This is a genomic window from Niallia sp. M35, from assembly GCF_050971705.1.
Lineage (GTDB): Bacteria > Bacillota > Bacilli > Bacillales > Cytobacillaceae > Niallia > Niallia circulans_A.
In genome coordinates, this window is record NZ_JBPCEP010000002.1 from 158,491 (window position 1) to 181,821 (window position 23,331).

The 23,331-nt window shown below is 35.3% G+C and carries 24 protein-coding genes and 1 tRNA gene; 14 read left to right on the forward strand and 11 right to left on the reverse strand.

What is annotated here, in order from left to right:
• Positions 1-37 precede the first annotated feature (37 nt).
• The 3 genes from spoVAE to spoVIF all read left to right on the forward strand — a co-directional run bounded on the left by spoVAE (position 38) and on the right by spoVIF (position 1,124).
• Positions 38-394, forward strand: a complete 357-nt coding sequence (gene spoVAE, locus NiCM35_RS02850) for a stage V sporulation protein AE (RefSeq protein WP_095329987.1) — start codon at positions 38-40, stop codon at positions 392-394.
• A 163-nt stretch (positions 395-557) separates the two neighbouring features.
• Entirely contained in the window at positions 558-686 is a 129-nt protein-coding gene (locus NiCM35_RS02855) for a YjcZ family sporulation protein (RefSeq protein WP_095329986.1), read from the forward strand.
• A 183-nt stretch (positions 687-869) separates the two neighbouring features.
• On the forward strand, positions 870-1,124 hold the full coding sequence (spoVIF, locus tag NiCM35_RS02860; protein WP_095329985.1) for a sporulation-specific transcription regulator SpoVIF: 255 nt from the start codon (positions 870-872) through the stop codon (positions 1,122-1,124).
• 112 nt (positions 1,125-1,236) lie between these two features.
• On the opposite strand, the gene NiCM35_RS02865 is transcribed toward spoVIF, so the two are convergent.
• Positions 1,237-3,564, reverse strand: a complete 2,328-nt coding sequence (locus NiCM35_RS02865) for a UvrD-helicase domain-containing protein (protein WP_095329984.1) — start codon at positions 3,562-3,564, stop codon at positions 1,237-1,239.
• Between the two features lie 160 nt (positions 3,565-3,724).
• Here NiCM35_RS02865 and NiCM35_RS02870 point away from each other — a divergent pair, with 160 nt between their 5' ends.
• Entirely contained in the window at positions 3,725-3,982 is a 258-nt protein-coding gene (locus tag NiCM35_RS02870; protein ID WP_095329983.1) for a hypothetical protein, read from the forward strand.
• A 15-nt stretch (positions 3,983-3,997) separates the two neighbouring features.
• On the opposite strand, the gene NiCM35_RS02875 is transcribed toward NiCM35_RS02870, so the two are convergent.
• From NiCM35_RS02875 to NiCM35_RS02890, 4 genes are all read right to left on the reverse strand, one after another.
• A complete protein-coding gene (locus NiCM35_RS02875; RefSeq protein ID WP_095329982.1) occupies positions 3,998-4,672 on the reverse strand; it encodes a DUF421 domain-containing protein in 675 nt (224 codons plus the stop codon).
• 160 nt (positions 4,673-4,832) lie between these two features.
• Positions 4,833-5,258, reverse strand: a complete 426-nt coding sequence (locus tag NiCM35_RS02880; protein ID WP_123257264.1) for a GNAT family N-acetyltransferase — start codon at positions 5,256-5,258, stop codon at positions 4,833-4,835.
• 6 nt (positions 5,259-5,264) lie between these two features.
• Entirely contained in the window at positions 5,265-5,774 is a 510-nt protein-coding gene (locus NiCM35_RS02885) for a 2'-5' RNA ligase family protein (protein ID WP_095329980.1), read from the reverse strand.
• A 198-nt stretch (positions 5,775-5,972) separates the two neighbouring features.
• Positions 5,973-6,698 carry an alpha/beta hydrolase gene (locus NiCM35_RS02890; RefSeq protein ID WP_433778559.1) on the reverse strand — a complete coding sequence of 242 codons (726 nt, stop codon included), beginning with the start codon at positions 6,696-6,698 and terminating at the stop codon, positions 5,973-5,975.
• Between the two features lie 209 nt (positions 6,699-6,907).
• Here NiCM35_RS02890 and NiCM35_RS02895 point away from each other — a divergent pair, with 209 nt between their 5' ends.
• Complete coding sequence (locus NiCM35_RS02895) at positions 6,908-8,752, forward strand: anaerobic ribonucleoside triphosphate reductase (RefSeq protein ID WP_123259772.1); 1,845 nt, start codon at positions 6,908-6,910, stop codon at positions 8,750-8,752.
• A complete protein-coding gene (gene nrdG / locus NiCM35_RS02900) occupies positions 8,749-9,279 on the forward strand; it encodes an anaerobic ribonucleoside-triphosphate reductase activating protein (protein WP_433778562.1) in 531 nt (176 codons plus the stop codon). The genes NiCM35_RS02895 and nrdG overlap by 4 nt, the downstream gene beginning before the upstream one ends.
• A gap of 102 nt (positions 9,280-9,381) precedes the next feature.
• Here the strand turns inward: nrdG and NiCM35_RS02905 are convergent, their stop codons facing one another.
• Positions 9,382-9,912 (reverse strand): DoxX family protein, encoded by a 531-nt coding sequence (locus NiCM35_RS02905; protein WP_095329976.1) that lies wholly within the window; start codon positions 9,910-9,912, stop codon positions 9,382-9,384.
• A gap of 267 nt (positions 9,913-10,179) precedes the next feature.
• Here NiCM35_RS02905 and ssuE point away from each other — a divergent pair, with 267 nt between their 5' ends.
• Positions 10,180-10,707, forward strand: coding sequence for an NADPH-dependent FMN reductase (ssuE, locus tag NiCM35_RS02910; protein WP_095329975.1), 528 nt, complete (start codon positions 10,180-10,182; stop codon positions 10,705-10,707).
• A 125-nt stretch (positions 10,708-10,832) separates the two neighbouring features.
• Positions 10,833-10,904 (forward strand) — tRNA-Val (locus NiCM35_RS02915).
• 439 nt (positions 10,905-11,343) lie between these two features.
• Here the strand turns inward: NiCM35_RS02915 and NiCM35_RS02920 are convergent.
• Both NiCM35_RS02920 and NiCM35_RS02925 read right to left on the reverse strand, forming a co-directional pair.
• Positions 11,344-11,565, reverse strand: a complete 222-nt coding sequence (locus NiCM35_RS02920) for a hypothetical protein (RefSeq protein WP_095329974.1) — start codon at positions 11,563-11,565, stop codon at positions 11,344-11,346.
• Positions 11,566-11,709: 144 nt separating this feature from the next.
• Positions 11,710-13,128 carry a polysaccharide deacetylase family protein gene (locus tag NiCM35_RS02925; RefSeq protein ID WP_095329973.1) on the reverse strand — a complete coding sequence of 473 codons (1,419 nt, stop codon included), beginning with the start codon at positions 13,126-13,128 and terminating at the stop codon, positions 11,710-11,712.
• 443 nt (positions 13,129-13,571) lie between these two features.
• Here NiCM35_RS02925 and NiCM35_RS02930 point away from each other — a divergent pair, with 443 nt between their 5' ends.
• Together NiCM35_RS02930 and NiCM35_RS02935 are read left to right on the forward strand one after the other, a co-directional pair.
• Complete coding sequence (locus NiCM35_RS02930; RefSeq protein ID WP_095329972.1) at positions 13,572-14,903, forward strand: GntT/GntP/DsdX family permease; 1,332 nt, start codon at positions 13,572-13,574, stop codon at positions 14,901-14,903.
• Between the two features lie 337 nt (positions 14,904-15,240).
• Positions 15,241-16,290: a C45 family autoproteolytic acyltransferase/hydrolase gene (locus tag NiCM35_RS02935; protein ID WP_095329971.1), complete on the forward strand. Its 1,050-nt coding sequence runs from the start codon at positions 15,241-15,243 to the stop codon at positions 16,288-16,290.
• 105 nt (positions 16,291-16,395) lie between these two features.
• Here the strand turns inward: NiCM35_RS02935 and NiCM35_RS02940 are convergent, their stop codons facing one another.
• The gene (locus tag NiCM35_RS02940; RefSeq protein WP_095329970.1) at positions 16,396-17,241 is read right to left on the reverse strand and encodes a MurR/RpiR family transcriptional regulator; all 846 of its coding nucleotides are present in this window, start codon (positions 17,239-17,241) and stop codon (positions 16,396-16,398) included.
• Positions 17,242-17,420: 179 nt separating this feature from the next.
• Between NiCM35_RS02940 and gnd the strand changes: the two genes are divergently transcribed.
• Both gnd and NiCM35_RS02950 read left to right on the forward strand, forming a co-directional pair.
• Positions 17,421-18,317, forward strand: coding sequence for a phosphogluconate dehydrogenase (NAD(+)-dependent, decarboxylating) (gene gnd / locus NiCM35_RS02945; protein WP_095329969.1), 897 nt, complete (start codon positions 17,421-17,423; stop codon positions 18,315-18,317).
• A gap of 124 nt (positions 18,318-18,441) precedes the next feature.
• Positions 18,442-18,738, forward strand: coding sequence for a TIGR04104 family putative zinc finger protein (locus NiCM35_RS02950; RefSeq protein WP_095329968.1), 297 nt, complete (start codon positions 18,442-18,444; stop codon positions 18,736-18,738).
• A gap of 233 nt (positions 18,739-18,971) precedes the next feature.
• On the opposite strand, the gene gntK is transcribed toward NiCM35_RS02950, so the two are convergent.
• A complete protein-coding gene (gene gntK / locus NiCM35_RS02955) occupies positions 18,972-20,516 on the reverse strand; it encodes a gluconokinase (protein WP_123257267.1) in 1,545 nt (514 codons plus the stop codon).
• Positions 20,517-20,787: 271 nt separating this feature from the next.
• On the opposite strand from gntK, the gene NiCM35_RS02960 reads away from it, so the two are divergent.
• A complete protein-coding gene (locus NiCM35_RS02960; protein WP_095329966.1) occupies positions 20,788-21,036 on the forward strand; it encodes a hypothetical protein in 249 nt (82 codons plus the stop codon).
• 3 nt (positions 21,037-21,039) lie between these two features.
• On the opposite strand, the gene NiCM35_RS02965 is transcribed toward NiCM35_RS02960, so the two are convergent.
• Positions 21,040-21,909, reverse strand: coding sequence for an AraC family transcriptional regulator (locus NiCM35_RS02965; protein WP_095329965.1), 870 nt, complete (start codon positions 21,907-21,909; stop codon positions 21,040-21,042).
• Positions 21,910-22,157: 248 nt separating this feature from the next.
• On the opposite strand from NiCM35_RS02965, the gene NiCM35_RS02970 reads away from it, so the two are divergent.
• A complete protein-coding gene (locus NiCM35_RS02970) occupies positions 22,158-23,330 on the forward strand; it encodes a galactokinase (RefSeq protein ID WP_123257268.1) in 1,173 nt (390 codons plus the stop codon).
• The last annotated feature ends 1 nt before the right edge of the window (position 23,331 follow it).

Below are 23,331 nucleotides of genomic sequence, written 5' to 3' on the forward strand. Positions count from 1 at the left end.
TGAATGCTAATTTATAAAGAAAGAAGGAGGAATCTATATGCTCCCAATGTTCTTTTGGGCCTTTGTGATTGGTGGCATAATTTGTGTCATTGGTCAGCTTATGTTTGATGTTGCGAAGCTTACGCCTGCACATACATTAACAACATTAGTTGTGACAGGTGCCGTTTTAGATGGATTTGGATTATATGAGCCATTTGCTGACTTTGCAGGAGCAGGTGCGACAATACCAATTTCAAGCTTTGGGAATGCTTTAGTACATGGGGCGATGCAAGAAGCTGAAGTGCATGGCATTATCGGTGTATTAACAGGTATGTTTGAAGTGACAAGCTCTGGAATATCTGCGGCAATCGTATTTGGCTTTATAGGAGCACTATTGTTTAAACCTAAAGGATAAAGCATCATATGTTTTAAAAGAAAAACGTTGTTTAAACCGGGAAATAAATGATTATCTCTGTGACAATCGTACATTCTATTTGTTAATAGTAGCTTGCCTACACATAAACTTCAATTCTCCATATTCTGTTAAGGAGTACAAGGAGAAGCGAGGTGAAGTAGGAATGTGTTATGGCGGATATGGCTATGGCGGCGGCGGTTATAGCGGCGGAGGATATGGTATCTCTTCTTTTGCATTAATCGTTGTTTTATTTATCCTTTTAGTAATCGTAGGAGCTAGCTTCTACAACTAATTCAGGTTAGTCAATGGGAAAAGGAGTTCTCTTGCAAAGAGAGCTCCTTTCTGTTTGTTCTTTGGATTCTCCATATTTATTTAAGCGCTTTGTTCATTTTTTGTTTTCTTTTTCTTGAGTTCTCACCTTTTTTTCTTTCCTTCATAGAATGTAAAGTAGCTCATCGAAGGAGGAAACACAGGTATGAACAATAATTTCTTTAAAAACATTGAGTCTAAAACTGGCGTTAATATGAAAGATATTTTAGAACTAGCGAATTCCTTACAAAATGCAAATTTTAAAGATGAAAAAACAGTAAGAAGTGTCATTCGCAGAGTATCACAAATTGCTGGAAAATCTGTTCCAAAGCAAACGGAAGATAGGATTGTTGAATCAATTGTTAAAGATGGTAAACAGCTTGATTTTAATACATTATCTAAAATGATTAACAAAAAGTAAAATCGAAAAAAGGGTAGCTGCGCGAATTCACGACATAGTTACCCTGTTTTTTCCCTGTAAAATGCTTCTTGTAGAGAATGTATCTGTGTAAGGTTTGAATTACTGATTTTTATTATGACCGTTCCTTTTCAGCTGCTTTAATAGTAACCATTGACAAGGGTGATAAAAAGCGCGAAGTTTTTGCTTTTTTTCCTCTTAAATACATAGGAACCGATAAATATAGTTCTTGTTGTGCCCTTGTCATGGCAACGTAGAGAAGGCGGCGTTCTTCTTCTATCGGCATGAAGTTGTTATTGCGGAATGATTCTAGTGCAAAGTCATGGGGAATGGAACCATCAACCGTACCAACAATATAGACTGTTTTATATTCTAAACCTTTTGCGCGATGAATGGTGCTTAATGTGATTACATTTTCTTCGTTTTTATATTGCTTTCGTAATTCTTCATTCATAGCAGTCATATGGTCTGTATATTGAACAAATTCTTTAATCGATTGGAATTTACGTGCCACCACTTTTAAATCGCGAATATCATCAGAGCCTTTATCCCATTGATTTCCTTCGTTTCCCCGTTTTTTTATAAATTCCTGAAAGCCTAATTCCTTTTCAATATAATTAATAGCATCCAGAGGAGAATAACGAATTAATCGTTTTACTATTTCAGGAATCTTTTTCAATCTGCTTTCTTGAAATGCGAATCCTGTTTTAATAAAAACTAGACAATCTAAAAAGCTGCAATCTTCTAATATGCTTATTGCTTTAATATCCTGTAATACCGTTTTTTTTAAGAATAGGGTCGGGAGAATATCAGCAACCGCTTGCTGGTTATCTGGATCATGAATGAGCTTTAAATAGGCCATCATACTTTTCACAATAAATCTTTGATAGAAAGAACCTGTATCTTGTTCTAAACGAAATGGTAGACTGGAAGAAGCCAGTCGCTCAAACATGGCACGGCTATTTGTATTAGTTCGAAAGAGAATTGCAAAATCCTTCGGTTCATAGCCTGTCTTTATTTTCTCCTGAATATCGGTCAAAATCATCGTAGCTTCTTCTTCCTCATCATAAGGATAAAAGGCAATGGGAGTTTGGCCTGAATAGCCAGTTATCATTTTTTTTGCTCGTCTCTTCGTATTTTTACTGATTGTAGACTTAGCGATGGATACAATTTCTTGAGAAGAGCGGTAATTGTAATCAAGAATAATCGTTTTAGCATTCGGATAATCTTTTTCAAAATCTAAAAGGTATTTTGGATCACTACCACGAAAAGAATAGATAGATTGATCATCATCTCCTACTGCATAGACAGAATGAGCTGACCTTGCCATTAGCTTTATCCATTCGTACTGAACTTTATTGATGTCTTGAAATTCATCTAATAAGAAATGAGTAAAACGCTTTTGATAAGTTTCTAAAATAGCTGGATTTTCAAGAAAGAAATGATAGCCTCCAAGAAGCATATCATCAAAGTCATACAAATTTCGCTGTTGTTTTTTTGTTTCATAGCCACTATATAGTTGGGCAACTTTCTTTTCCCAGTCATTATCAGGCTCTATTTCATGAGGAAAAAGCATACTATTTTTCCATGCACCGATTAATTGAAGAGCTGCATCGAAAGGGAAGTCTTTTTCATCTAATTGCTTTTCACGGGCAATTTCCTTTAACAAAAGCTCTCGCTGCCAATTACTGCTTAATAATTTATTTCGCTGCCATTTCTCTCGTTCATGAAAGATTAAAATTTGGTAAAGAATACTATGAAAAGTTCCAGAAACAATTTTTTGCACAATCCCTTTATTCATCATTGGATAGTGTAAGAGTCTTTCCTTCATTTCATTTGCTGCTTTATTGGTGAAGGTAACGAGCATGATAGTTGACGGATCTACCTTTTTCTCCTGGATGAGATAAGCTGCTCTCATTGTTAACACTCGGGTTTTGCCACTACCGGCACCTGCAAGGACCAGAATGGGTCCATCATCTATTGCGACAGCCTCACTCTGTGTAATATCAAGAGAATAGCCGTTTTGTTTCAGTGTATTTAAATAAGATTCTTGTGGAAAAGTAACTGGTTGACTAGCAGCGACATCAGATGTATGGGTAATCGCCTTTATAGACATAGGCGGTCTAAAAGGAGTAATTTCTGTATTGTCTTTGGAAATATTTCTACTCTTAGGAATCCGGAACCCATTTTTTTCTTCGTAATCGATACCAGCCGCAGCAGCTTGTTCCTGTTCAATAGTAGATGATTCTGTCATACAGGGCTGTTTAGCTGAATAGTGATAAAAATAGGGAGTACTTTTTAATCCTAAATAAAGCTTTACTGCTTCTCCGCATACAGAACATGCGAGAAATCCATTTTTGCCAGCTTCATAAATTTTCTGTAATTCTTGTCTGTCAATGGTATTTAATGAAATAAGTCTATCATAATAAAAAGCTGTTAACATAGGAAACCTCGAATCTATTAATAAATCTGGAGCCGTACATAAGTTTGAAATAATATCTATCATATCAAAAACAGATGATTGTTTAAAGAGTAGAAAAGGGGTTTACTTTTTGGAAAAGAAGGGAAAAGGATAAATAATAAACTAGAAGGGACAGATTCTGATGGGATATATCTTGCCAATTACTCATTATCAAGCAGAGCAGTACGCGGTTAGAGACATTATAAGCAAAACAAAGAATTATAAGAAAGAAGAAATTTATCCAGCGGCTAAAATCGTTAATTCTTCTACCAATCTACAGATAAAGTATCCTTCTCAGACATCTTACCAGAAGAAACAAAGGCATGAAGAAGGAGTACCCAATGAGAAGTTAATTGCAGAACTAACTGGAAAGGGTACTTATTTTCATGCGCAAATCTAAAGTGTTTTAATTCAATTAGTAGCTTTGCACATATAAAGGCGATCCTTCCTGCCATTCGGCATAGAGGATATCTTTTGGAGATTGAACATCTCGTTTTTTTAATTCTTGCATTAATTGCTCTTCATTCCAACCGATACGAGGTAAGTTTTCTTTGATGATTTCTCCATCAAGAATGATACTTATCGGAAGGGAAGTGGTTTCTAACGATAAATTCATATCCTGTTTTGTTGGATTCACGAATGCTGATTTCTTGAGCACACTGATCGTGCCATCTGTTTCTAAAATGGCATAAGCACATTCTGCTATTGAAAAAACATCTTTTGCACGAAGTAAATGTTGTAATTGATTTATATCTAAATGATTTTTCTTTAATTCCTTAAAATCAATCTTGCCTTTATTTATAATAATAGACGGTTTTCCTTCTAAAAGTTGTCTGGTTTTCCGAAACTTTTGCGTGATGAATTCTGTTATGTAAATTAATCCTCCCCAAATAAGAATGGAGTACATTATTTCTTTTATTCCTGTCTCTGTATCATACATAGCATTTCCGACAAGCTCGCCTAGTACTAAGACAGAAACAAAGTCAAAGGTAGTAATCTGCGTGATCTGTGTCTTTCCTAACACCTTTGTTAAAAGCAACAATAAAAAATAGCCAATAATAAGCTCGCTAAATATATGAGTGAATTCCAATTCAACTCACCCCCTTCTTCCATCTATTGTAGGCAAATGGAAGAAAATTAAACCGTTGTTTTTCGCTAATCGCGAAAAATAAAAAGGACTGCTCCATGACGGATAATCACAAGCTTTAAAGACAAGCTATGCTTTTCCATCCATTGGGCAGTCCCAAAATCTATAAATGCTTAATCATGGTTTTATGTGGAATACCAGCATCTAGGAATTCTTCCGAGATGACTTCATATCCAAGTTTGCTATAAAAAGGAATGGCCTGTGTTTGGGCATTCAGTTTTAAGGCAGGAGCCCCATTATTTGAGGCATATTCCTCAATTTTATTCATAACTGCTTTTCCAGCTCCACCTTTTCGATTAGTGGAGAGGATGCAGATTCTTTCTACCTTTCCGTATTCATCAAATGTTCGGTAACGTCCAGCACCAATAGGCTTATTGTCGTCATCATAGAGAACAAAATGAACGCTATCCTCTTCATATGCATCTATTTCTTCTTCCATTGGTACTTTCTGCTCCTGAACAAAAACAGTTTGACGAACATAAAAGGCATCTTTTAACTCTTTATCAGTTTTAACAATAACTACTTCCACTTTCCACTATTCCTTTCCTAAACGGAATGTTTCATAGACGGTCCAAGAACCATTTTCCAATTCATATAGCAAATGGAAACGATCCGCTGTTTCTTCAAAATGATAGTTTTGCATGCGTAAATTACTATATAAGTCTAAATGCTCATCACTCGATAAATCCTGCCCAAGTGTAATATGTGGCACAAACGGATGCTCTAGACTAACACCTAATGTACTGATTAATTCTTGGTGAAGATGTTCTAAGTCTGTACTTGGTTCAATCTTTAAATAAACAACATTGCTTACGGGTTTAAAAGAGCTGACCTTTGTTACTTTAATAGGAATAGAATGATAATGACTTGCAATCGTTGCTAGTTTTTTACTTACTTCTTCAATTTCCTCGTTACTAGCTTCAAAATCACCGATTAACGTGATATGTGGTGGTATCAAAGCATATTTCGGGTCATATCTTTTGCGAAGTGAATTAGCTAAATCCTGCAAATCCTTACCAGGGAAAATAGCAATACCGTATTTCATTCGACGAACCTCCATTTCAAAATAAAAGAGTGTACAAAGATATAGAAGATAGACTATCTATTATTACGATTTCAATGTTCTATATGTAAGATATTATAACAAAATTAGTTATTTATGTTCAAAGATTTCAGAAAAAATCTAATGGTTAACGAGGTACTCACTGTTAGGAAACAAAGACAGTCAATTGAGTGCTCTCTTTTAAGAAGGAAACATTTTAATGAGCATTTTCGCAATATAAGGCTGCCAATATTTCCATGTATGATCCCCATTAAATTCTTCATATGAATAATCAGCATTTGTTGTTTGCAAAACTTGAGATAACTCTCGATTAGGGGTCAGGAAATCCTCGGTTGTGTTGATGGTTGTTTTTACAGATGTTTCACCTATACCGATAATATGATCTATTTCTAGTAAATGAAAAGAATCGAATTTATCAACTGCATCAAAAACACCTTCATTTACTAAGGGGGATTGCAACATAATCTTTCCAAAAGTATGCGGATATTTTAAAGCGGTCATGAATGATACAGTTGCACCTAACGAGTCGCCAATGAGTCCACGTCCCATTCCCATTTGGAAGGTGGGATATTGATCATCTAAATAGGGAACAAGTTCATGTGCTAAGAAGCGAATATATGCTTTATTCTGAGTGCCATCAGGATGATATTTCCTGCGACGATCTTGGACAGAGGAATAGGGGATTCCAACAATAATCGTATCCGCAATTTGATGATTGCCATGTAATTCATCAGCTACTCTGCCGATTCGGCCAAATTGGTAATAATCTTTCCCATCTTGTGCAATGAGTAAATGATATTTATAAAGAGGAGAAAATGCTGGTGGGAGATAGATTAATAAAGTCACTTCTTCTCCTAATTCTTTACTAAAGATAGTTTCCTCTTTTATTGTCCCTTTTGTTGTCATAGTTATCCTTCCTTTATTACAACTGATTTTACAATTAGTTTATCAATAAAAGCACATTATGAATAGTATAAAGCTAAAACGATAGGAATTTTCCTATGTTGGGATTTCTATATATTGTGTACTTTTTGTGAAATTAACACAATATATAGTGAAATGATGATTTGTTCAATTATAATGGATAAGGATTCATTTAGAATGGAGTGAGTTAAATGAGTAATGAGGTTCAACTATTAAATCAATTTGCAGAAATAATGAACAGCAATAATCAGGACTTTATTCAAGAAAATGCAAATGTAGACGGAATGTCACCGATGAGTCATATGATGCAATTTGCTGCAACAGCTTCTAAATACTATACAATGGAACATTTATTATCAGAAAAGGTAAAACAATCACATCAAGAAGGATATATCCATATTCACGATCTAGACTTTTATTCTTCTGGTACTACAACATGCTGTCAAATCCCATTGGCCAAAATCTTAAAGGATGGCTTTAACACTGGTCATGGATATATGAGAGAACCAAAATCAATTATGAGTGCAATGGCTCTTACTTCTATTATTTTGCAAGCTAATCAAAATCAGCAGCATGGTGGACAATCCATCCCAATGTTAGACTATGATCTTGCGCCATATATACAAAAAACATATAGAAAGAATAAAAAACGGTTAAAGGAGGTAATTCAAGAAAAGGCGGAACTAGAGAAAAAGGCCTGGGAATGGACAGAAAGAGAAACCTATCAAGCGTGTGAGGCATTTATACATAATTGCAACAGTATGCACTCCCGCGGCGGTGGTCAGACGCCATTTGTTTCCGTAAATTTAGGAACGGATCAATCAGTAGAAGGAAGAATGCTGACAAAGAATTTATTATTGGCAACACAAGCAGGACTTGGGGCAGGAGAAACGCCAATTTTTCCAATTATCGTTTTTAAAGTAAAAGACGGAATTAATTATCAAAAGAATGATCCTAATTATGATTTATTCCGCTTAGCGATAGAGACGACAAGTAAACGATTATTTCCCAATTTTGTTTTTATAGATGCCCCATTTAATTTAGCCTATTATAACGGCACTCCTCAATCGGAAGTCGCCACAATGGGGTGTCGGACTAGAGTGATGGGAAATATCCACGGAAGTGAACAAACAATAGGAAGAGGGAATTTATCCTTCACAAGTATTAATCTTCCTTTATTGGCTTTAGAGTCAACGACGATAGAATCATTTTTTCATAAACTGGATGAAACGATCGACTTAGTTGTTGATCAACTCCTTGAAAGGTTTCATTATCAAGGAAAGAAAAAAGTAGCGAATTTCAAGTTTTTATACGGACAAGGTGTTTGGCAGGGCGGAGAAGAATTGAATGTGGATGATCAACTAGAAGAACTTCTGAAACAAGGTACACTATCAATTGGCTTTGTTGGTTTAGCGGAATGCCTGGTATCCTTGCTTGGTGTCCACCATGGACAAAGTGAAAAGGCCTATGAAATTGGTTTACAGATTGTTCAATTTATGCGCCAAAAGGCAGACGAAGCCTTGGAAAAATATCAGCTTAACTTCTCTCTTCTTGCTACTCCAGCAGAATCATTCGCTGGAAAAGCATTAAGAGCTGCTCGAAAGAAATTTGGGATTATAAAAGGGGTGACAGATAGAGAATACTTTACGAATAGTTTTCATATTCCCGTTTATTTTCCCATTTCTATTCATGAAAAAATTCAGCGCGAAGCACCGTTTCATGCGTTAACAAATGCGGGACATATTACGTATGTAGAATTGGACGGAGATGCCAGTAAGAATGTAGAAGCCATAGAAATAATCGTACGGACGATGAAAGAGGCAGGGATTGGATACGGAAGCATTAATCATCCCGTGGATCGTTGCATGACTTGTGGACATAAAGGAATAATCGATAATGAATGCCCAAATTGTGGGGAGAAAGATGAGAACCAGATTGAAAGGATTCGGAGAATAACCGGTTATCTTGTTGGATCACTTAATCGGTGGAATAATGCAAAACGTGCTGAAGAACGGGAAAGGGTCAAACATCGATGAGAGTGTTATCGATTGTGGAAGATAGCATTGTAGATGGTCCAGGATTGCGAACTACTATCTTTTTTGCAGGGTGTACGCATTATTGTAGAGGATGCCATAATCCAGAAAGTTGGAAAATAAATGGCGGAACAGAAATGTCAATAGACGAAATAATGAGGAAAGTAAAGCAAAACCCTTTAAACGATATTACCTTTAGTGGCGGAGAGCCAATGCTACAAATAACTGAGCTTAAACAATTAGCTAAGGAATGTAAACAATTAAATAAAAATATTTGGTGTTATACTGGATATCTTTGGGAAGAATTGAGAGCAACCCAATCTGATGAATTTGCTGAACTAAGTATGTATGTAGATGTTTTAGTAGATGGTCGATTTGTGCTAGAACAAAAAGATTTAAGTTTATTATTTAAAGGAAGTAGCAATCAACGAATTATTGACTGTCAAAAAAGTCTAAAAGAGGATAAAGTTTGTTTATTTAATGAATGTAAGAGAGAGGAAAGAGACTGGGAGATAAGTATTTTAAACTAAATATAAAACCGAACAATTATACGTAAATGGTAATGGGAAATCGTATAATTGTTCGGTTTTTTTTACAGACCATCCGCTTAATTATTTCCTAACAACTTTCTATTATGTTAAACGAGGTTTTTTTGTAAATTCTGCATTATGATCTTCTTTTTTAAAGAATGTTTTTCTGATATAGGGTAATACCCATCGATCTAATCCGAAGTACCCAGCATTTGCTCCAGCAAACATAATGATCATGCCCATTAAGATATCAGTTGGGTTATGAGAGATGGTGCCTGCAAGTAAGAAACAGAAATTCATAATGACACCAAAGAATGCTGCTGCTGTAGTTAAACAACCTAAAATTAACCCAAGACCAACTAATACCTCCCCAATTGGGACGAGCACATTAAATAGTCCAACATTTGGTAAAGCAAATCCTTCGACAAAACTTGTATACCATCCATAAACCGCGGTTCCGTCTGGTCCTGTAACTGGATTAGTAACGGCATTTGTTAAAAACCCAGAAGCATCAAATCCTCCACCAGTTAATTTACCAAATCCGGAAGTAAACCAAGAATAACCTAGCACCAAACGTATAATGGTTAAAAGTCCAGCTGCGACTTTATTTTCTCTAAAAAAGCTCATAAACATAAGAATCATCCCTTCTTTTTTGTTTCTATTATTTACAAGTTAAATATATCAAATACTCCTAAGAAAAAAACAATATTGTGATTTAATTCACAATATCTACAAAAGAATATGACAGAATTGTGAACATAATTAAATGGAAAGTAATTTATATTGCATTTAATTTGGGGATCATCATTTCAGCACGGTTCTTCTTTTTCGTGTTAGAATAATGGATAAATAAAAAACATCGTATTTATAAGGGGAATTTATTATAAAGGAGAGGCTTTCATGACAACGGTAACCATCATAGCTGGTGGACATAAAATAGACTCACGATTAACAGGTATTTTACAATTTGCGGTAGATTATTTAGGAAAGAAGAATGTGGCTGTTCATATCATTCAAGTGCATCAATTACCAAGTGCTGCCTTAATTACAGCAGACTTTATGAACAAGGATATAATAGCGGCAAGACAAAAAGTAGAACAAAGTAATGGTGTCATTGTATTATCACCTGTATTTCAGGCATCTTATTCCGGAATTATCAAGACGTTTCTTGATTTATTACCACAAAAGAGTCTACGAAATAAGGCAATACTTCCACTGATGCTAGGAGGAAGTATTGCCCATTTATTAGTAATGGATTATGCTTTAAAGCCTGTTTTAGCGAACCTAGGTGCGACAAATTTATTAACAGGGGCATATGTAACAGATAATCAAATTGCAAAGAAAGACAATCAAAACTATGTATTAGATATCGATTCAGAAACAAGGATTACGAATCAATTAGAACAGTTACTGGAGGGAATTCAATAATTGTGGAAAAGTGATGGCAGACCATCACTTTTTCTATATTTTCCTAGAATGTGGAGAGTGGACATGGTATGATAAGAATAGAAAGAGTATTTTAAAAGATGCAGGTAATAATAATCTATAATCATGACTTGTTAGCTCAGTGGGAGAGCACTTGCTTGACAGGCAAGGGGTCACTGGTTCGAACCCAGTACAGGTCATTATAAAGGAACGTGGAAAAAAGCTTCTCAGTAGAGAAGCTTTCAGCTTGTTGACAGTAGGAATTTAGGAAATGCAAAAGGAATTATTATGCATTGATTGGAGTGGAAGGGGTGAGACTCCTGTGGGATCTACGAGACAGTCTGAGACCCTGCAGGCCTTTAGGGCGAAGCGGCTCAGCGCGAGCCCCACGGAAAGCGAACCCCTGCAACGGAAATCAACTCTTATTTAAAAGAATGTATATGTATAAACTAAGACAAACTCCTAATTACTGAATTAGGAGTTTGTCGACAGTCTGAAAGCTTCTCAGTAGAGAAGCTTTTTTTCTTTGTAAACGTACTTCAAAATTTTATTAATTTGAATAGTCCTGCTAACCAAATACATAATAAACAGCATTTTTCGAGAAGAAAGCGAGTAAGCACTTGGTAGATGCGGAAAATATCAATACCATGGTCCTCTATTTAACGGTACATTTGGACCTAAGTAAGGGTAATAAGCTTGAGTTCCTTGTGGCCTTGGAGCGATATAATACATTTGTCCACCAATCAAGTAGTAATAAGAGTTATCCTTTCCAAGAAGTTGTTGGTTCCATGCTCCATATGTCGGCTGGGGGAAGTTTTGATAAATTACGCCATCTAGCCCAGTGATAATAGTTGGCTGCATATGTTTGCCTCCTTTATATTTGATTTATCTTATGTGAAGTTTGATAAATAGATGGTTGTTTCATAGTTATAAAGAAAAAAAGCACCAGCAATTTCGGTGCTTAAAAAGATTTATTATGATACATACAAAAAATCTATTACATTTTTAATTACTATTTCTCTCCTCCTGTACTGCCCTTAATTGAGAAATAGTCACAAGTTGATATCCTTCTTTTGTTAATTTTTCAATAATTTCCACTGCTGCATCAGCGCTTTTTTCATATATATCATGCATTAGGATAATGCTTTCATCACTCGCTGCTTTCATAACTTTATCAACAATTTTCTTTTTCGATGGATGTTTCCAATCTTCTGGATCAATGTTCCAAAGCACAATCTCTTTATCTAGTTCTTTTTTTAGTTCAAGCTGGATAGCTCCATAAGGCGGACGAATGAGAGTTGGTTCCACTCCTGTTACCTTTTTGATTAAATTATCCGTATCTTGAAATTCCTTTAAGGCTTTCTTGGTATTCATTTTAGTGAGAAGGGGATGATTCCATGAATGATTCCCTATTTCATGCCCATTCTCAATAGCTTGCCGAAGGACGTTTGGATAATATTGAACACGCTCACCAAGAACAAAAAACGTAGCATGGCCATTATATTTCTTTAATGCTTTGAGAATTTTTTTTGTTGGTTTATTACTTGGACCGTCATCGAATGTTAATGCAATAACTTTTTTGGATGGATCAATTTTTGCTACTTCAGGTAATTCGGTGACCAATTTTTTCGGTTTTGCTTCTGCAAGTAAATTTTTATTTTTCTCTTCCTCTTGATAGATTGCTAGTAATTTATCTTGTAAAATCTCTTTTTTGATGGCAAGTTCTTGAACACCTAGTTTTTCCGCCGCAATTTGGTTAGGAGGAAAATAAAAAAGAATAGAATCATTTAGAACCGCAAAGTTTTGAAAGTTACCTTCATGTGGTGCAGTTCCTTGTTTTACTAACGCTTTGTCTGTTGCCAGGTCTTTATCCTTTATTAATTCTCCATAACTGATTTTTGAAAGGAGAGATAAATAATTGCTTTTTTCTTGGAAAATGTCTTTTAATGAAAGCTGTTTATGTGTCTGTAAATCAAATGTTAAACTTTCTGTTGTCAAATTCCCTTTAGGTCCTGCAGTATATTCAAACGTCTCAAAAAGAATCGAGATTGTTTGCTTGCTGTAATGCGTAATCGTGTAGGAAATATGTAAGGAAGTTTCCTGCGTGTCTGGAACATTTGCTTTTTGAATATGTTTGTCATATTCGGTAATTTTGTTTGTAATATATTTTTTCAGGGCAGCAGTAATTTCTTCATCTGGAAGGATTGGATAGCTGGTCCAGTAGCCTCCATGCTTTTCATCTTTAGTATATGAGTTTATTTCAATTGTCTTATAATTTTGATCATATTGTATTTTGACCTCTGGCTGTTTTTCTGAGGGTTCAGCAGCCTGCTTTTTTTCACTATCGAAAAACTTGAAAATAAATACTAAAAGAGTGAGGCAAATAAAAAGTATAAAAATATTTCTCCATTTTAAGCGTTTCATGTTGTTAACTCCTTACTTGAAATAAAAGGTAATGCTTCATCATTTATATAGACGTAATAGAAGGGGAAATAGTTTTACATTTAGTTAAATTTTTCAAAAAAAGATGGATACAATTATAATTTTGTCGCTAAATAGATTGGAGAACTAGAATTTCCTTTTCATGCGATTCTTGAGGAGGAGGAGGAGACTCCCTGTGGAATCAACGTTAGTCCTACAGAAAGCACCCTCTGATTCAAGGAGGTTAATACATATACTTTACTCAAATTTATATTTCTAAAAAATGGGGTTTTATCTTAAGTCTGTATGATTAAACTATATTTTTTCTTTAATATAATGAATAAAAAATTTTCTTTGTTTGTAACTTGATAAAAGAAATATTTTTTCGTATAATAATTCTATTAAATGAAAACACTTTCAAACGTAAAAGAAAAGGTGGTAATAATATGGATGCCTATTTATTGATTATTGCATTACTTTCCATTGTCATTGTTATTGTTGGAGTTTCCCTTTTTAAGTGGCATGCTTTTATCAGTTTAACAGTGGCGAGTTTATTTTTAGCTGTTTTTTCAGGACTATCTTTTGATAAGATTGTAAGCGCTTATGAAACAGGAGTAGGTGGCGTATTAGGTCACTTAGTTGGTATATTGGCACTAGGTACAATTTTAGGAAAAATGCTTTCTGAATCAGGTGCAGGCTTAAGAATTGCAAATTATTTTGTAAACGTTTTTGGAGAAAAGAAATTACCTTGGGCTATGTTTTTTTCGGGGTTTATAATTGGAATTCCGGTATTTTTTGAGGTTGGTATTTTAATATTATTACCGCTTGTTATTTCCATTCAAAAGGCAACAAAGAAAAATATTTTATTGATTGCCTTACCTGGTATTGCTGGATTATCCATTGTACACGGACTTGTTCCGCCACATCCTGGAGCAATTGCTGCTATTGGTATTTTTGATGCTAATTTAGGTACGGTCTTATTATACTCCTTGATTATTGCAGTACCAGCAGGGATTCTCGGGGGACCTTTATTTGCAAAGTGGATCAATAGCCGTGTTTTTCCTAAAGGAGAGTCAACACTTATTACGGCAGAGCCAATAGCAGAAGATAAATTGCCAAGTATAGGCGTGTCTTTCCTATCTATCTTATTACCTGTCATTTTAATGATCATTGGAACCGCTGCCCCTTACTTAACGATTTTCTCACAAGGCGTAAGAAATGTACTTATCTTTCTTGGCAGCCCGTTATTATCTTTATTAATTGCTGTATTTTTCGCTTTTTATTTCCTCGGTATGCGTCAAGGAATGGACAAAGAGAGTATCAAAAAGTTTACAGAAGATTGTTTCTTGCCGGTCGGTTCTATTTTACTAATTATCGGTGCTGGCGGTGCATTTAAACAAGTGTTAATTGCTAGTGGAGTAGGCGATACAATTGGATCAATGTCAGAGAGCTTATCATTATCCCCACTTGTATTAGCTTTTATGATTGCAGGATTGATTCGGATAGCAACTGGTTCTGCAACAGTAGCCTTAACAACAGCAGCAGGGATAGTGTCACCAATAATCGCAGGAATGTCTGGCGTAAATGTGGAACTATTAGTGATTGCAACCGGTGCTGGTTCCTTAATGTTCTCCCATGTAAATGATGCTGGGTTCTGGATGGTAAAAGAATATTTAGGACTAACAGTCGAAGAAACCTTCAAAACATGGACAGTATTAGAAACGATATTATCATTCATTGCATTTGCAGGCGTCTTGATTTTAGATTTAATTGTTTAATAGACAGTTGTATAAGTTAATAAAAGGCAAGAGGGATTATTCCTTCTTATATGATATGTACTTTAGTTAATCGTTTAATGGTAACCAGTTTATTGGAACGGTAAGTGATTGGTCAGATCTAAGTTAGTTAGAAAAATTTACACGAGCAATTTATTTGTCATTCCCCCTTGCTTCATGTACAGTAAAGCTCTCACCTTTTTAGGTGAATGCGCGGAAGGTTGACGTCTGTAAAACTCGAATGGTTCAATTATTCAGTTGAACTGCTAGAAGTTTTCCTTTTACTGAAATAGAGTATTCTTCAACTCTCCATAGGGAAGCAATTAAAGGGGAAATGTTAATGAAACAAGTATATAGTGATTTCATCCAGTTTCGCGGAAGTCATTATGATTTTGGATACATGCAGGGAGAATTATTAAAGGATTCACCCATTCTCCCTAATCGCATAAAGCACTGGACATCTAAGCGAAAACGCTATTTTACCATAAATGAAAAAGAATCTATCCAACTCCTAAATAAATTTATTCCTGGAATGCTAGCAGAAATCACTGGATTAGCTGACGCTCTTCAGTGGAGAATAGAGGATGCATTACGAGAATTTGGCGGCCATTATGTAGAGTATGGAAGAAGTGGATGCTCTATTTTAGCAGGCTCCCAGTATTTAATTAGAAACTATGATAGTCATCCAGGTTCCTATGAGGGTCGCTATATGATCTATCAGCCAACTGATACTGGATATGCAGTAATCGGTCCATCTATGCAAATAACAGGAAGAATAGATGGGATAAATGAAAAAGGTCTCGCAATGGGTTATAACTTTATTAATCGAGTTGGTTCAGGGGATGGTTTTATTTGTAATATGATTGGTCGAATGATTTTAGAGACATGTGCAAATGTAGAAGAGGCCATTGATTTATTAAAAGAAATACCACACCGAACATCCTTTAGTTATGTGTTATTAGATCCAAGTGGAGAGGCGTATGTTGTAGAAGCAACTCCACGATCTGTCATTGCCAGAAAATCTAATATTAGTACGAATCACTTTGAAATATTAAAAGAAGAAAACCGCTATCAGATGGATGAATCTATACAAAGAAAGCAGAATATCGAAAAGCAGCAGGGAAATCATTCAAATGTGTATGAGGCCTTTCGAATATTGAATGACAGAGATAAAGAGATATTTTCAAATAAGTATAATGCTTGGTCTGGAACACTGCACACCGCAGCATATTTACCTAATGAAAGAAAAGCGTGGTTTGCGCTTGGGAGTGATCGAATGCCTGTTATCATCGATTTAGAATCTTTCTTAAAGGGAGAAAAGCTGAACTTTAAAAAAATTATAGGGCAGCTTGATTATGATACTCCCTTTATTAATATGGAGCTATTATAGTGTATTTATATAAAAAGGAAGTTAGTGATGGTAAGAACAATCATAATTAACTTCCTTTTTTGCGTTTGCTGAAACTCTGAAGTAGGGAATATTGTTTTTCTTCCGTTAGATTCGTGTATCAGAAATGGCATTCCTAATTCTTTCTAATGATTGATTAGCAACATTTTTATTTAAAATCATTACATTGACATACAATGCATCTATTAAACTAAGCTGGCCAATTCTTGATGATAAAGCTTCCGAACGATATTCTGTTTCCTCAGAGCTTGTGAACAGTGCTACATCTGTATTCTGGCCGATTGGTGATTTAGGATACCCAGTGATACCGATTGTTTTGGCACCATTGTTTTTTGCTGTTTTCATTATGTTAATAGTATCTTTATTAGTGCCAGAATGTGAAATAATTACAGCTACATCCTTCTCTGAAAGCTGAGAAGAGGACATTAGTTGAAAATGAGAGTCAACGAATGAAAACGCTTTAATTCCAGTTCGGACAAATTTATGAAAAGCATCCATAGCGATAACTGCTGAACCACCTGTACCATAGAATTCAACCCGATTTGCCTGTAAGAGAAATTCCACTGCTTTTTGAATCGAATGACCATTTAATATTTCTAATGTATTTTCTAGTGTACGTACATTCGACTTAAATACTTTTTCAGTAACGGTTTTTACACTGTCATTTTCATTAATCTCTTCATGTATTTGCTGAATAGGTTCAATTACTTCTGAGGCCAATGCTATTTTCATTGCTTGATAGCCTTTAAATCCAATTCGTTTACAGAAACGAAAAACAGTAGCATCTGCTACTCCTAGATCCTCTGCTAATTCGTTAATGGTGGAATGAATGATTTTTTCTGGATTCTCAAGAATATAATCAGCGATTTTTTTTTCTTTTTCACTCAGTCTAGCGTAATAGGAACGAATTTTCCCAAGACAATTTTGCGCCATTGACTTCTATCCTTTCCAAATTAATATAGTTGTAGTATAACACAATTAGTCTCTTGAAAAAAAATTTCTTATTAAAATAATTTTTTTCAAAAAATATTTTCAAGGGGGTATATTTTCGAAAAAAATTTCTATATAATAGTATATAGAAAGAAATATTTTTTCAAAAGGAGAGATAACGAATGAACATCGGTCTTATAGGTTTAGGAAAAATGGGTTTTAACTTGGCTTTAAATATGGTGGACCATAAGTATAGTGTAACAGCTTTTGATATAAATGAAAGCGCTGTAAAAGAAATTTCTAATAAAAATGTAACAGGAGTTAATACAATTGAAAAATTAGTAAGAAATTTGCCAGCTCCAAGAGTAATTTGGCTAATGGTGCCAGCAGGAGAAGTAACGGAAAATGTCTTGCGTGAAGTAAAGAAATATGTGGAAGCAGGGGATATTATTATCGATGGTGGGAATTCCCATTATAAAGATTCCAAGAGAAGAGGATTAGATTTACAAGAGTTAGGAATCTTCTATCTAGATGTTGGCACAAGCGGCGGAGTAGATGGAGCTCGACATGGTGCCTGTATGATGATTGGCGGCAATAAAGGAATATTTGATAAGGTAGAAGGATTATTTAAAGATTTATGTGTGGAAAATGGTTATACGTATACCGGCGTGTCTGGAAGCGGCCATTTTCTGAAAATGGTTCATAATGGAATTGAGTATGGCATGATGCAATCCATTGCAGAAGGATTTGAATTGTTAGAGAAAAGTGAGTATGATTTTGATAATGAAGGAGTTGCAAAGGTTTGGAATAATGGCTCTGTTATTCGTTCGTGGTTAATGGAATTAGCACAAAATGCCTTTTCTAAGGATTCAAAACTGGAAGGAATCAAAGGAGTAATGCATTCCTCTGGTGAAGGCAAATGGACGCTAGAAACAGCCCTAGATTTACAAACTGCTATGCCAGTTACAGCCTTATCTTTAATGATGCGTTATCGTTCGTTAGAGGAAGATACCTTCTCTGGAAAAGTGGTTGCTTCCTTACGAAATGAGTTTGGTGGGCATAGTGTAGAATCAAAATAGAATGACAAGAAAATCCTTTAGCAGGTAGAAGTAATGCTGAAGGATTTTTTTGATAAAATAATATTAATGTATCGGAATGGTTTCTTAACTATGGTAAGAATACAGAAAAAGGAGGCGGAAATACATGAGAACTTGTCAGAATTGTGATCAAAAATGGACTTGGAAGCAAACTTTAAAAAGCTCTTTTACATTAGATAATAAACTGATTTGTCCACATTGCAGGGAAAAGCAATATGTTACCTCTCGAACAAGAGGGATAACGTTTATGGCAACTATTTTAATAATCACATTTACGCTGCTTAGCAATCTTCTCTTTGGACCTTCCTTTGTCTTTGTAGTTATTCTAATAAGTTTTATCCTAATCGTTCTTGGACTTTATCCTTTCTGGGTCGAACTTTCCAATAAAGAAACAGGGTCATAGCAATAAGCAGGCTAACTAATAAAAGGTGGAAAGACAAAATCTTTAATTTAGTAGCGCGGCCCAATTCGTTACACTACAGACTGTGGATGATCCACAAACCTTCTTTCTTAAAAAGCATAAAAAACCCAAACAATTATACGATATATTGGTATCACCGTAAAATTGTTTGGGTTTGAATTCGTTCGACTGAGTTACTTTATATGCAGGTAATTTTCTTAAGATGTTTGTGGTGCTTATTTAACCCATTTATTCTGAAAAGATGCTATGGCATCATATTCTTTTTCTAAAGCTCGAGAAATACGGATATAAATAGCGGTTAAATCTTGATAGATATCAACATTCTCTTGAATTGGCTGATGGGAATGTGTACTACCGACTAATTGTTTCATAATCGAAAAATCATCAATTTCTCCGAGTGCATACATACCTAAAACGATGGCACCAAGACAAGAGCTTTCAAAGCTTTCTGGAACGACTACTTCTTGATCAAAAATGTCTGCCATCATTTGTCTCCATAGTTCAGAACGAGCAAAGCCACCTGTTGCTTGAATTTGCTTTGGTGCTCCAATCACTTCTTGTAAGGCTAACATCACCGTATAAAGATTTAAGATAACTCCTTCTAATACAGCTCTCACCATATGTTCTTTTTTATGATGTAAACCTAGTCCAAAGAAGGAGCCTCTTGCATTGGCATTCCATAAAGGCGCTCGTTCCCCAGCAAGATATGGATGGAATAATAAACCGTCCGCACCAGGTGTAACTCTAGAAGCAATTTTTGTTAAAACTTCATAAGGATCAATTCCGAGTCTCTTTGCCGTTTCCACTTCCGAGGAAGCTAATTCATCACGAACCCAGCGGAATGTCATGCCGCCATTATTTACAGGGCCACCAACTACCCAGTGATCTTCTGTTAAGCAATAACAAAAGATTCTTCCTTTAGGATCGGTTACTGGTTTATCGGTTACAGTACGAATCGCCCCGCTTGTACCGATTGTCACAGCGACAACTCCAGGGTCAATAGCATTTACCCCAAGATTAGATAGTACGCCATCACTTGCGCCAACCACAAATGGAGTTTCAGCAGGAATTCCAAGTTCCGCTGCATAGTTATCCTTCAGTCCTGTTAAATAATGGGTCGTCGGAACGGGTCTTGCCAACTGCTCAGATGTTACGCCGGCAACTTTTAAAGCTTCTTGATCCCAATTTAAGTGTTCAAGATTAAACATTCCTGTTGCAGAAGCAATTGAGTAATCGATCACAAATTCGTTAAATAAGCGATAGAAAATATATTCTTTAATGCCAATAAATTTAGCTGCCTTTGTAAAAATATCTGGTTGATCATTTCTTAGCCAAGTTAATTTTGATAAAGGAGTCATAGGGTGAATTGGCGTTCCTGTTCTGCGGTATATTTCCAAGCCATTATATTCTTCTTTGATTTTTTTTGCCCAAGAGGAAGAACGGCTGTCAGCCCAAGTAATACAACGTGTTATTGGTTTCCCCTTTTCATCTAATGCAATAACACTGTGCATTGCTGAACTAAAGGAAACTAATTTTATTTTACTAGTATCCACGTTCGCTTTTTTAATAGCTGTTTTCATTGTTTCCATTACAGCCTGAAAAATTTGCTCTGGATCTTGCTCTGCGATGGCTGGTGCAGGGCTATGCAGCGGATATTCGACATGATGCATGCTTAATACTTTGCCAGCTTCAGCAAATAAGACAGATTTTGTACTCGTTGTACCAATGTCTACACCTAAATATAGGGATGATAATTGCATATTAAAAACTCCTTTAATAAAAAGTCTAAAAAATATTTCATAAAAATATAAATTCGCAGAAAAAAATTTCTTTAATTATATTTTAAAGGAAACAAAATGATTTTGAAACTGTTTTCATTCATTATTTTAAATTAATTTCCCATTATTCTTCCTCAAAAGATAAAATAATTGTTGATTTCTCAGATAGCTGTAAATTTTTGCCCTGGTTAGCATAAAAATAAAGCAAAAATATGCTAAACTTAATCTATCTTATGGGGAAGGAGTTTTTTGAATGAATAACGAGATTGAAACGACTTATGAGGCTATTTATAATCAAATTCTCCATTTTCAACTGCAACTGGAAGCGTTGAGTATACAAGCAGGTTCATGGCAAGAAGAGGATCAAGAACAGTTAATTAGAATGTCTATTGCCCTTCAAGCCTCGAAAGATATTTTGGAAAATATGCTTACACCAGGGAAAAAGCTGAACTTTATTTATGAAAAAGGAATGTTCAGCTTGGAAATGTTTGATGAAAAATAAGCATTAAAGAAGAATATCCTCGCTTGGCCGAATATTCTTCTTTCGAAATTCTCCAGGAGTAATACCAGTAGATTTCCGAAATACTTTTGTAAAATAGTTGGCATTCGCAAAACCTACTTGGACTGAAATGTCTTCAATAGAATATTTGGTTTGATATAATAACTCTGCTCCCTTTATGATACGGATATTCGTTAAATATTGAATCGGTGTAATTCCAAGTACCTTTTTGAATAAACGAGTGAAGTGGAAGCGGGAAAGCGCAGCAGCCTCTGCCATATCATCTGGTCCGATTGGTTTATGATAGTGATTTTGAGCAAATAATGTCGCATTTAGTATACTTTCAGGAAGCTGAATGTCTCCTATGTTCTTCTTATATTGATACAATTCCATGATAAAGGAATAGGCGAGACTTGAAGCATAAAAAGCGTTATTTATCTGTTTATCTTTTGCTAGCTGATAAATATGCAGAAGGTGCTGAATGGGTCTCGAGTCCGAAGCTAATTGAATAATTGGCTGCTCGTTTTCCGTAAAAGAACGCCAGCATTTTTTTACCGTTTCACCATATAGTGTAATAAAAATAAATTCCCAATGCTCACTAGTTGGAGGCAGATAGTATCTGTATTCCTCTGAAATATCAATTAAAAATGCCTTTCCAGCTGTCAATTTATGATTTTTACCTCCAAGTTCAATAGCACCAATTCCAGATATGGTATATTGAAAAACATACATACTATCCTCTTTACGCTTTTTTCCTTTCCAATTATATAGATGGGAGGTTTGATTTTCCCATCCGATTGACCAAATTTGGGCTACCTCTTTTGTAATTTTTTCCGTAAATCTGTAAGCAAATACATTATTATCTTTTTTGGACAATAGAATGCTCCTTTCTTAGTAGAGCTGGCATTGGTAGATACTTGCCTTGGATAAGATAGGAGTAATAGATAGAAATTAAGTGTTTGGCATAAAAATTTGAAATTTATTAGCAAATTATTACCCTTTTCCCTTTCTTATTTTACCATTGAGAGAGAAAGGTTTGAAGCATAAAATAAAATTGTAAACGGTTTAATGGAAGTCTAGAAATATGAGTAAGCATAAATGTTCATAAAAAAGGAGAGATAGAAATGGCAAAAAATCTATTTGCAACTTTTACAAATATTTTTAATGAAACAGAAACAAGCATCCGTACTTTTTTTGCACCAGGACGTGTGAATTTAATAGGTGAACATACTGATTATAATGGAGGACATGTTTTTCCTTGTGCCTTATCTATTGGTACGACAGCACTTGTAAGAAAAAGATCAGATCGAGTGATTCAATTTTATTCTACAAATTTTGCGGATTTAGGTATTATTAATGTTTCTTTAGACGATCTATCCTTTAATCAAGCAGATGATTGGGCGAATTATCCAAAGGGAGTAATAGTAACGCTTGCGCAATATGGATATCAGCTCGATGCTGGATTCGATGTTTTATATGAAGGAGAAATTCCCAATGGTGCTGGCTTATCTTCGTCTGCATCCATTGAAGTAGTGACAGCCATTATGTTAAATGAGTTGTATTCCTTTGCAATTGATCAAGTCAGCTTAGTAAAAATGTGTCAAAAAGCAGAAAATGAATATATTGGTGTGAGCTGTGGAATTATGGATCAATTTGCAATCGGAATGGGCAAAGAAAAACATGCTATATTACTAGATTGCGACACACTTGACTATGTGTACAGCCCACTAGATTTAGATGCAGCTTCTTTAATTATTGCCAATACAAATAAACGCAGAGGGCTAGCGGATTCTAAATATAATGAGAGACGAGGAGAGTGTGAAAGAGCATTAAGAGACTTGCAGGGAGAATTAGAGATTCGATCATTAGGTGAATTAACGCCAGAGGAATTCGATTCGCATGCTCATTTGATTAAGCAAGATGTCGATAGAATGAGAGCAAAGCATGCTGTGTATGAAAATGCTCGAACAATAGAAGCTGTAAAAAAACTTCAAGCAGGAGATATTGCAGGATTTGGACAATTAATGAATGCATCACATATCTCCTTACGTGATGATTATGAAGTGACCGGAAAGGAATTAGACGCATTAGTGGAAGCTGCTTGGGAACAAGCAGGGGTTATTGGATCTCGTATGACGGGAGCAGGCTTTGGCGGTTGTACGATCAGTATTGTCAACAATGAGCATATTGATTCTTTTATCGAGACGGTCGGAGCGAAATATGAGGAGCAAACAGGATTGAAGGCAGACTTTTATGTTGTTCAAGTTGGAGATGGAGCCAAGGAAATTGTTGAATAGT

What these genes read in the sequence shown, in the direction of transcription:
- spoVAE (WP_095329987.1), top strand. Translation starts at nt 38, where the DNA reads ATGCTCCCAATGTTCTTTTGGGCCTTTGTGATTGGTGGCATAATTTGT.
- NiCM35_RS02855 (WP_095329986.1), top strand. Translation starts at nt 558, where the DNA reads ATGTGTTATGGCGGATATGGCTATGGCGGCGGCGGTTATAGCGGCGGA.
- spoVIF (WP_095329985.1), top strand. Translation starts at nt 870, where the DNA reads ATGAACAATAATTTCTTTAAAAACATTGAGTCTAAAACTGGCGTTAAT.
- NiCM35_RS02865 (WP_095329984.1), bottom strand. Translation starts at nt 3,564, where the DNA reads ATGTTAACAGCTTTTTATTATGATAGACTTATTTCATTAAATACCATT.
- NiCM35_RS02870 (WP_095329983.1), top strand. Translation starts at nt 3,725, where the DNA reads ATGGGATATATCTTGCCAATTACTCATTATCAAGCAGAGCAGTACGCG.
- NiCM35_RS02885 (WP_095329980.1), bottom strand. Translation starts at nt 5,774, where the DNA reads ATGAAATACGGTATTGCTATTTTCCCTGGTAAGGATTTGCAGGATTTA.
- NiCM35_RS02890 (WP_433778559.1), bottom strand. Translation starts at nt 6,698, where the DNA reads ATGACAACAAAAGGGACAATAAAAGAGGAAACTATCTTTAGTAAAGAA.
- NiCM35_RS02895 (WP_123259772.1), top strand. Translation starts at nt 6,908, where the DNA reads ATGAGTAATGAGGTTCAACTATTAAATCAATTTGCAGAAATAATGAAC.
- nrdG (WP_433778562.1), top strand. Translation starts at nt 8,749, where the DNA reads ATGAGAGTGTTATCGATTGTGGAAGATAGCATTGTAGATGGTCCAGGA.
- NiCM35_RS02905 (WP_095329976.1), bottom strand. Translation starts at nt 9,912, where the DNA reads ATGTTTATGAGCTTTTTTAGAGAAAATAAAGTCGCAGCTGGACTTTTA.
- ssuE (WP_095329975.1), top strand. Translation starts at nt 10,180, where the DNA reads ATGACAACGGTAACCATCATAGCTGGTGGACATAAAATAGACTCACGA.
- NiCM35_RS02920 (WP_095329974.1), bottom strand. Translation starts at nt 11,565, where the DNA reads ATGCAGCCAACTATTATCACTGGGCTAGATGGCGTAATTTATCAAAAC.
- NiCM35_RS02925 (WP_095329973.1), bottom strand. Translation starts at nt 13,128, where the DNA reads ATGAAACGCTTAAAATGGAGAAATATTTTTATACTTTTTATTTGCCTC.
- NiCM35_RS02930 (WP_095329972.1), top strand. Translation starts at nt 13,572, where the DNA reads ATGGATGCCTATTTATTGATTATTGCATTACTTTCCATTGTCATTGTT.
- NiCM35_RS02935 (WP_095329971.1), top strand. Translation starts at nt 15,241, where the DNA reads ATGAAACAAGTATATAGTGATTTCATCCAGTTTCGCGGAAGTCATTAT.
- NiCM35_RS02940 (WP_095329970.1), bottom strand. Translation starts at nt 17,241, where the DNA reads ATGGCGCAAAATTGTCTTGGGAAAATTCGTTCCTATTACGCTAGACTG.
- gnd (WP_095329969.1), top strand. Translation starts at nt 17,421, where the DNA reads ATGAACATCGGTCTTATAGGTTTAGGAAAAATGGGTTTTAACTTGGCT.
- NiCM35_RS02950 (WP_095329968.1), top strand. Translation starts at nt 18,442, where the DNA reads ATGAGAACTTGTCAGAATTGTGATCAAAAATGGACTTGGAAGCAAACT.
- gntK (WP_123257267.1), bottom strand. Translation starts at nt 20,516, where the DNA reads ATGCAATTATCATCCCTATATTTAGGTGTAGACATTGGTACAACGAGT.
- NiCM35_RS02960 (WP_095329966.1), top strand. Translation starts at nt 20,788, where the DNA reads ATGAATAACGAGATTGAAACGACTTATGAGGCTATTTATAATCAAATT.
- NiCM35_RS02970 (WP_123257268.1), top strand. Translation starts at nt 22,158, where the DNA reads ATGGCAAAAAATCTATTTGCAACTTTTACAAATATTTTTAATGAAACA.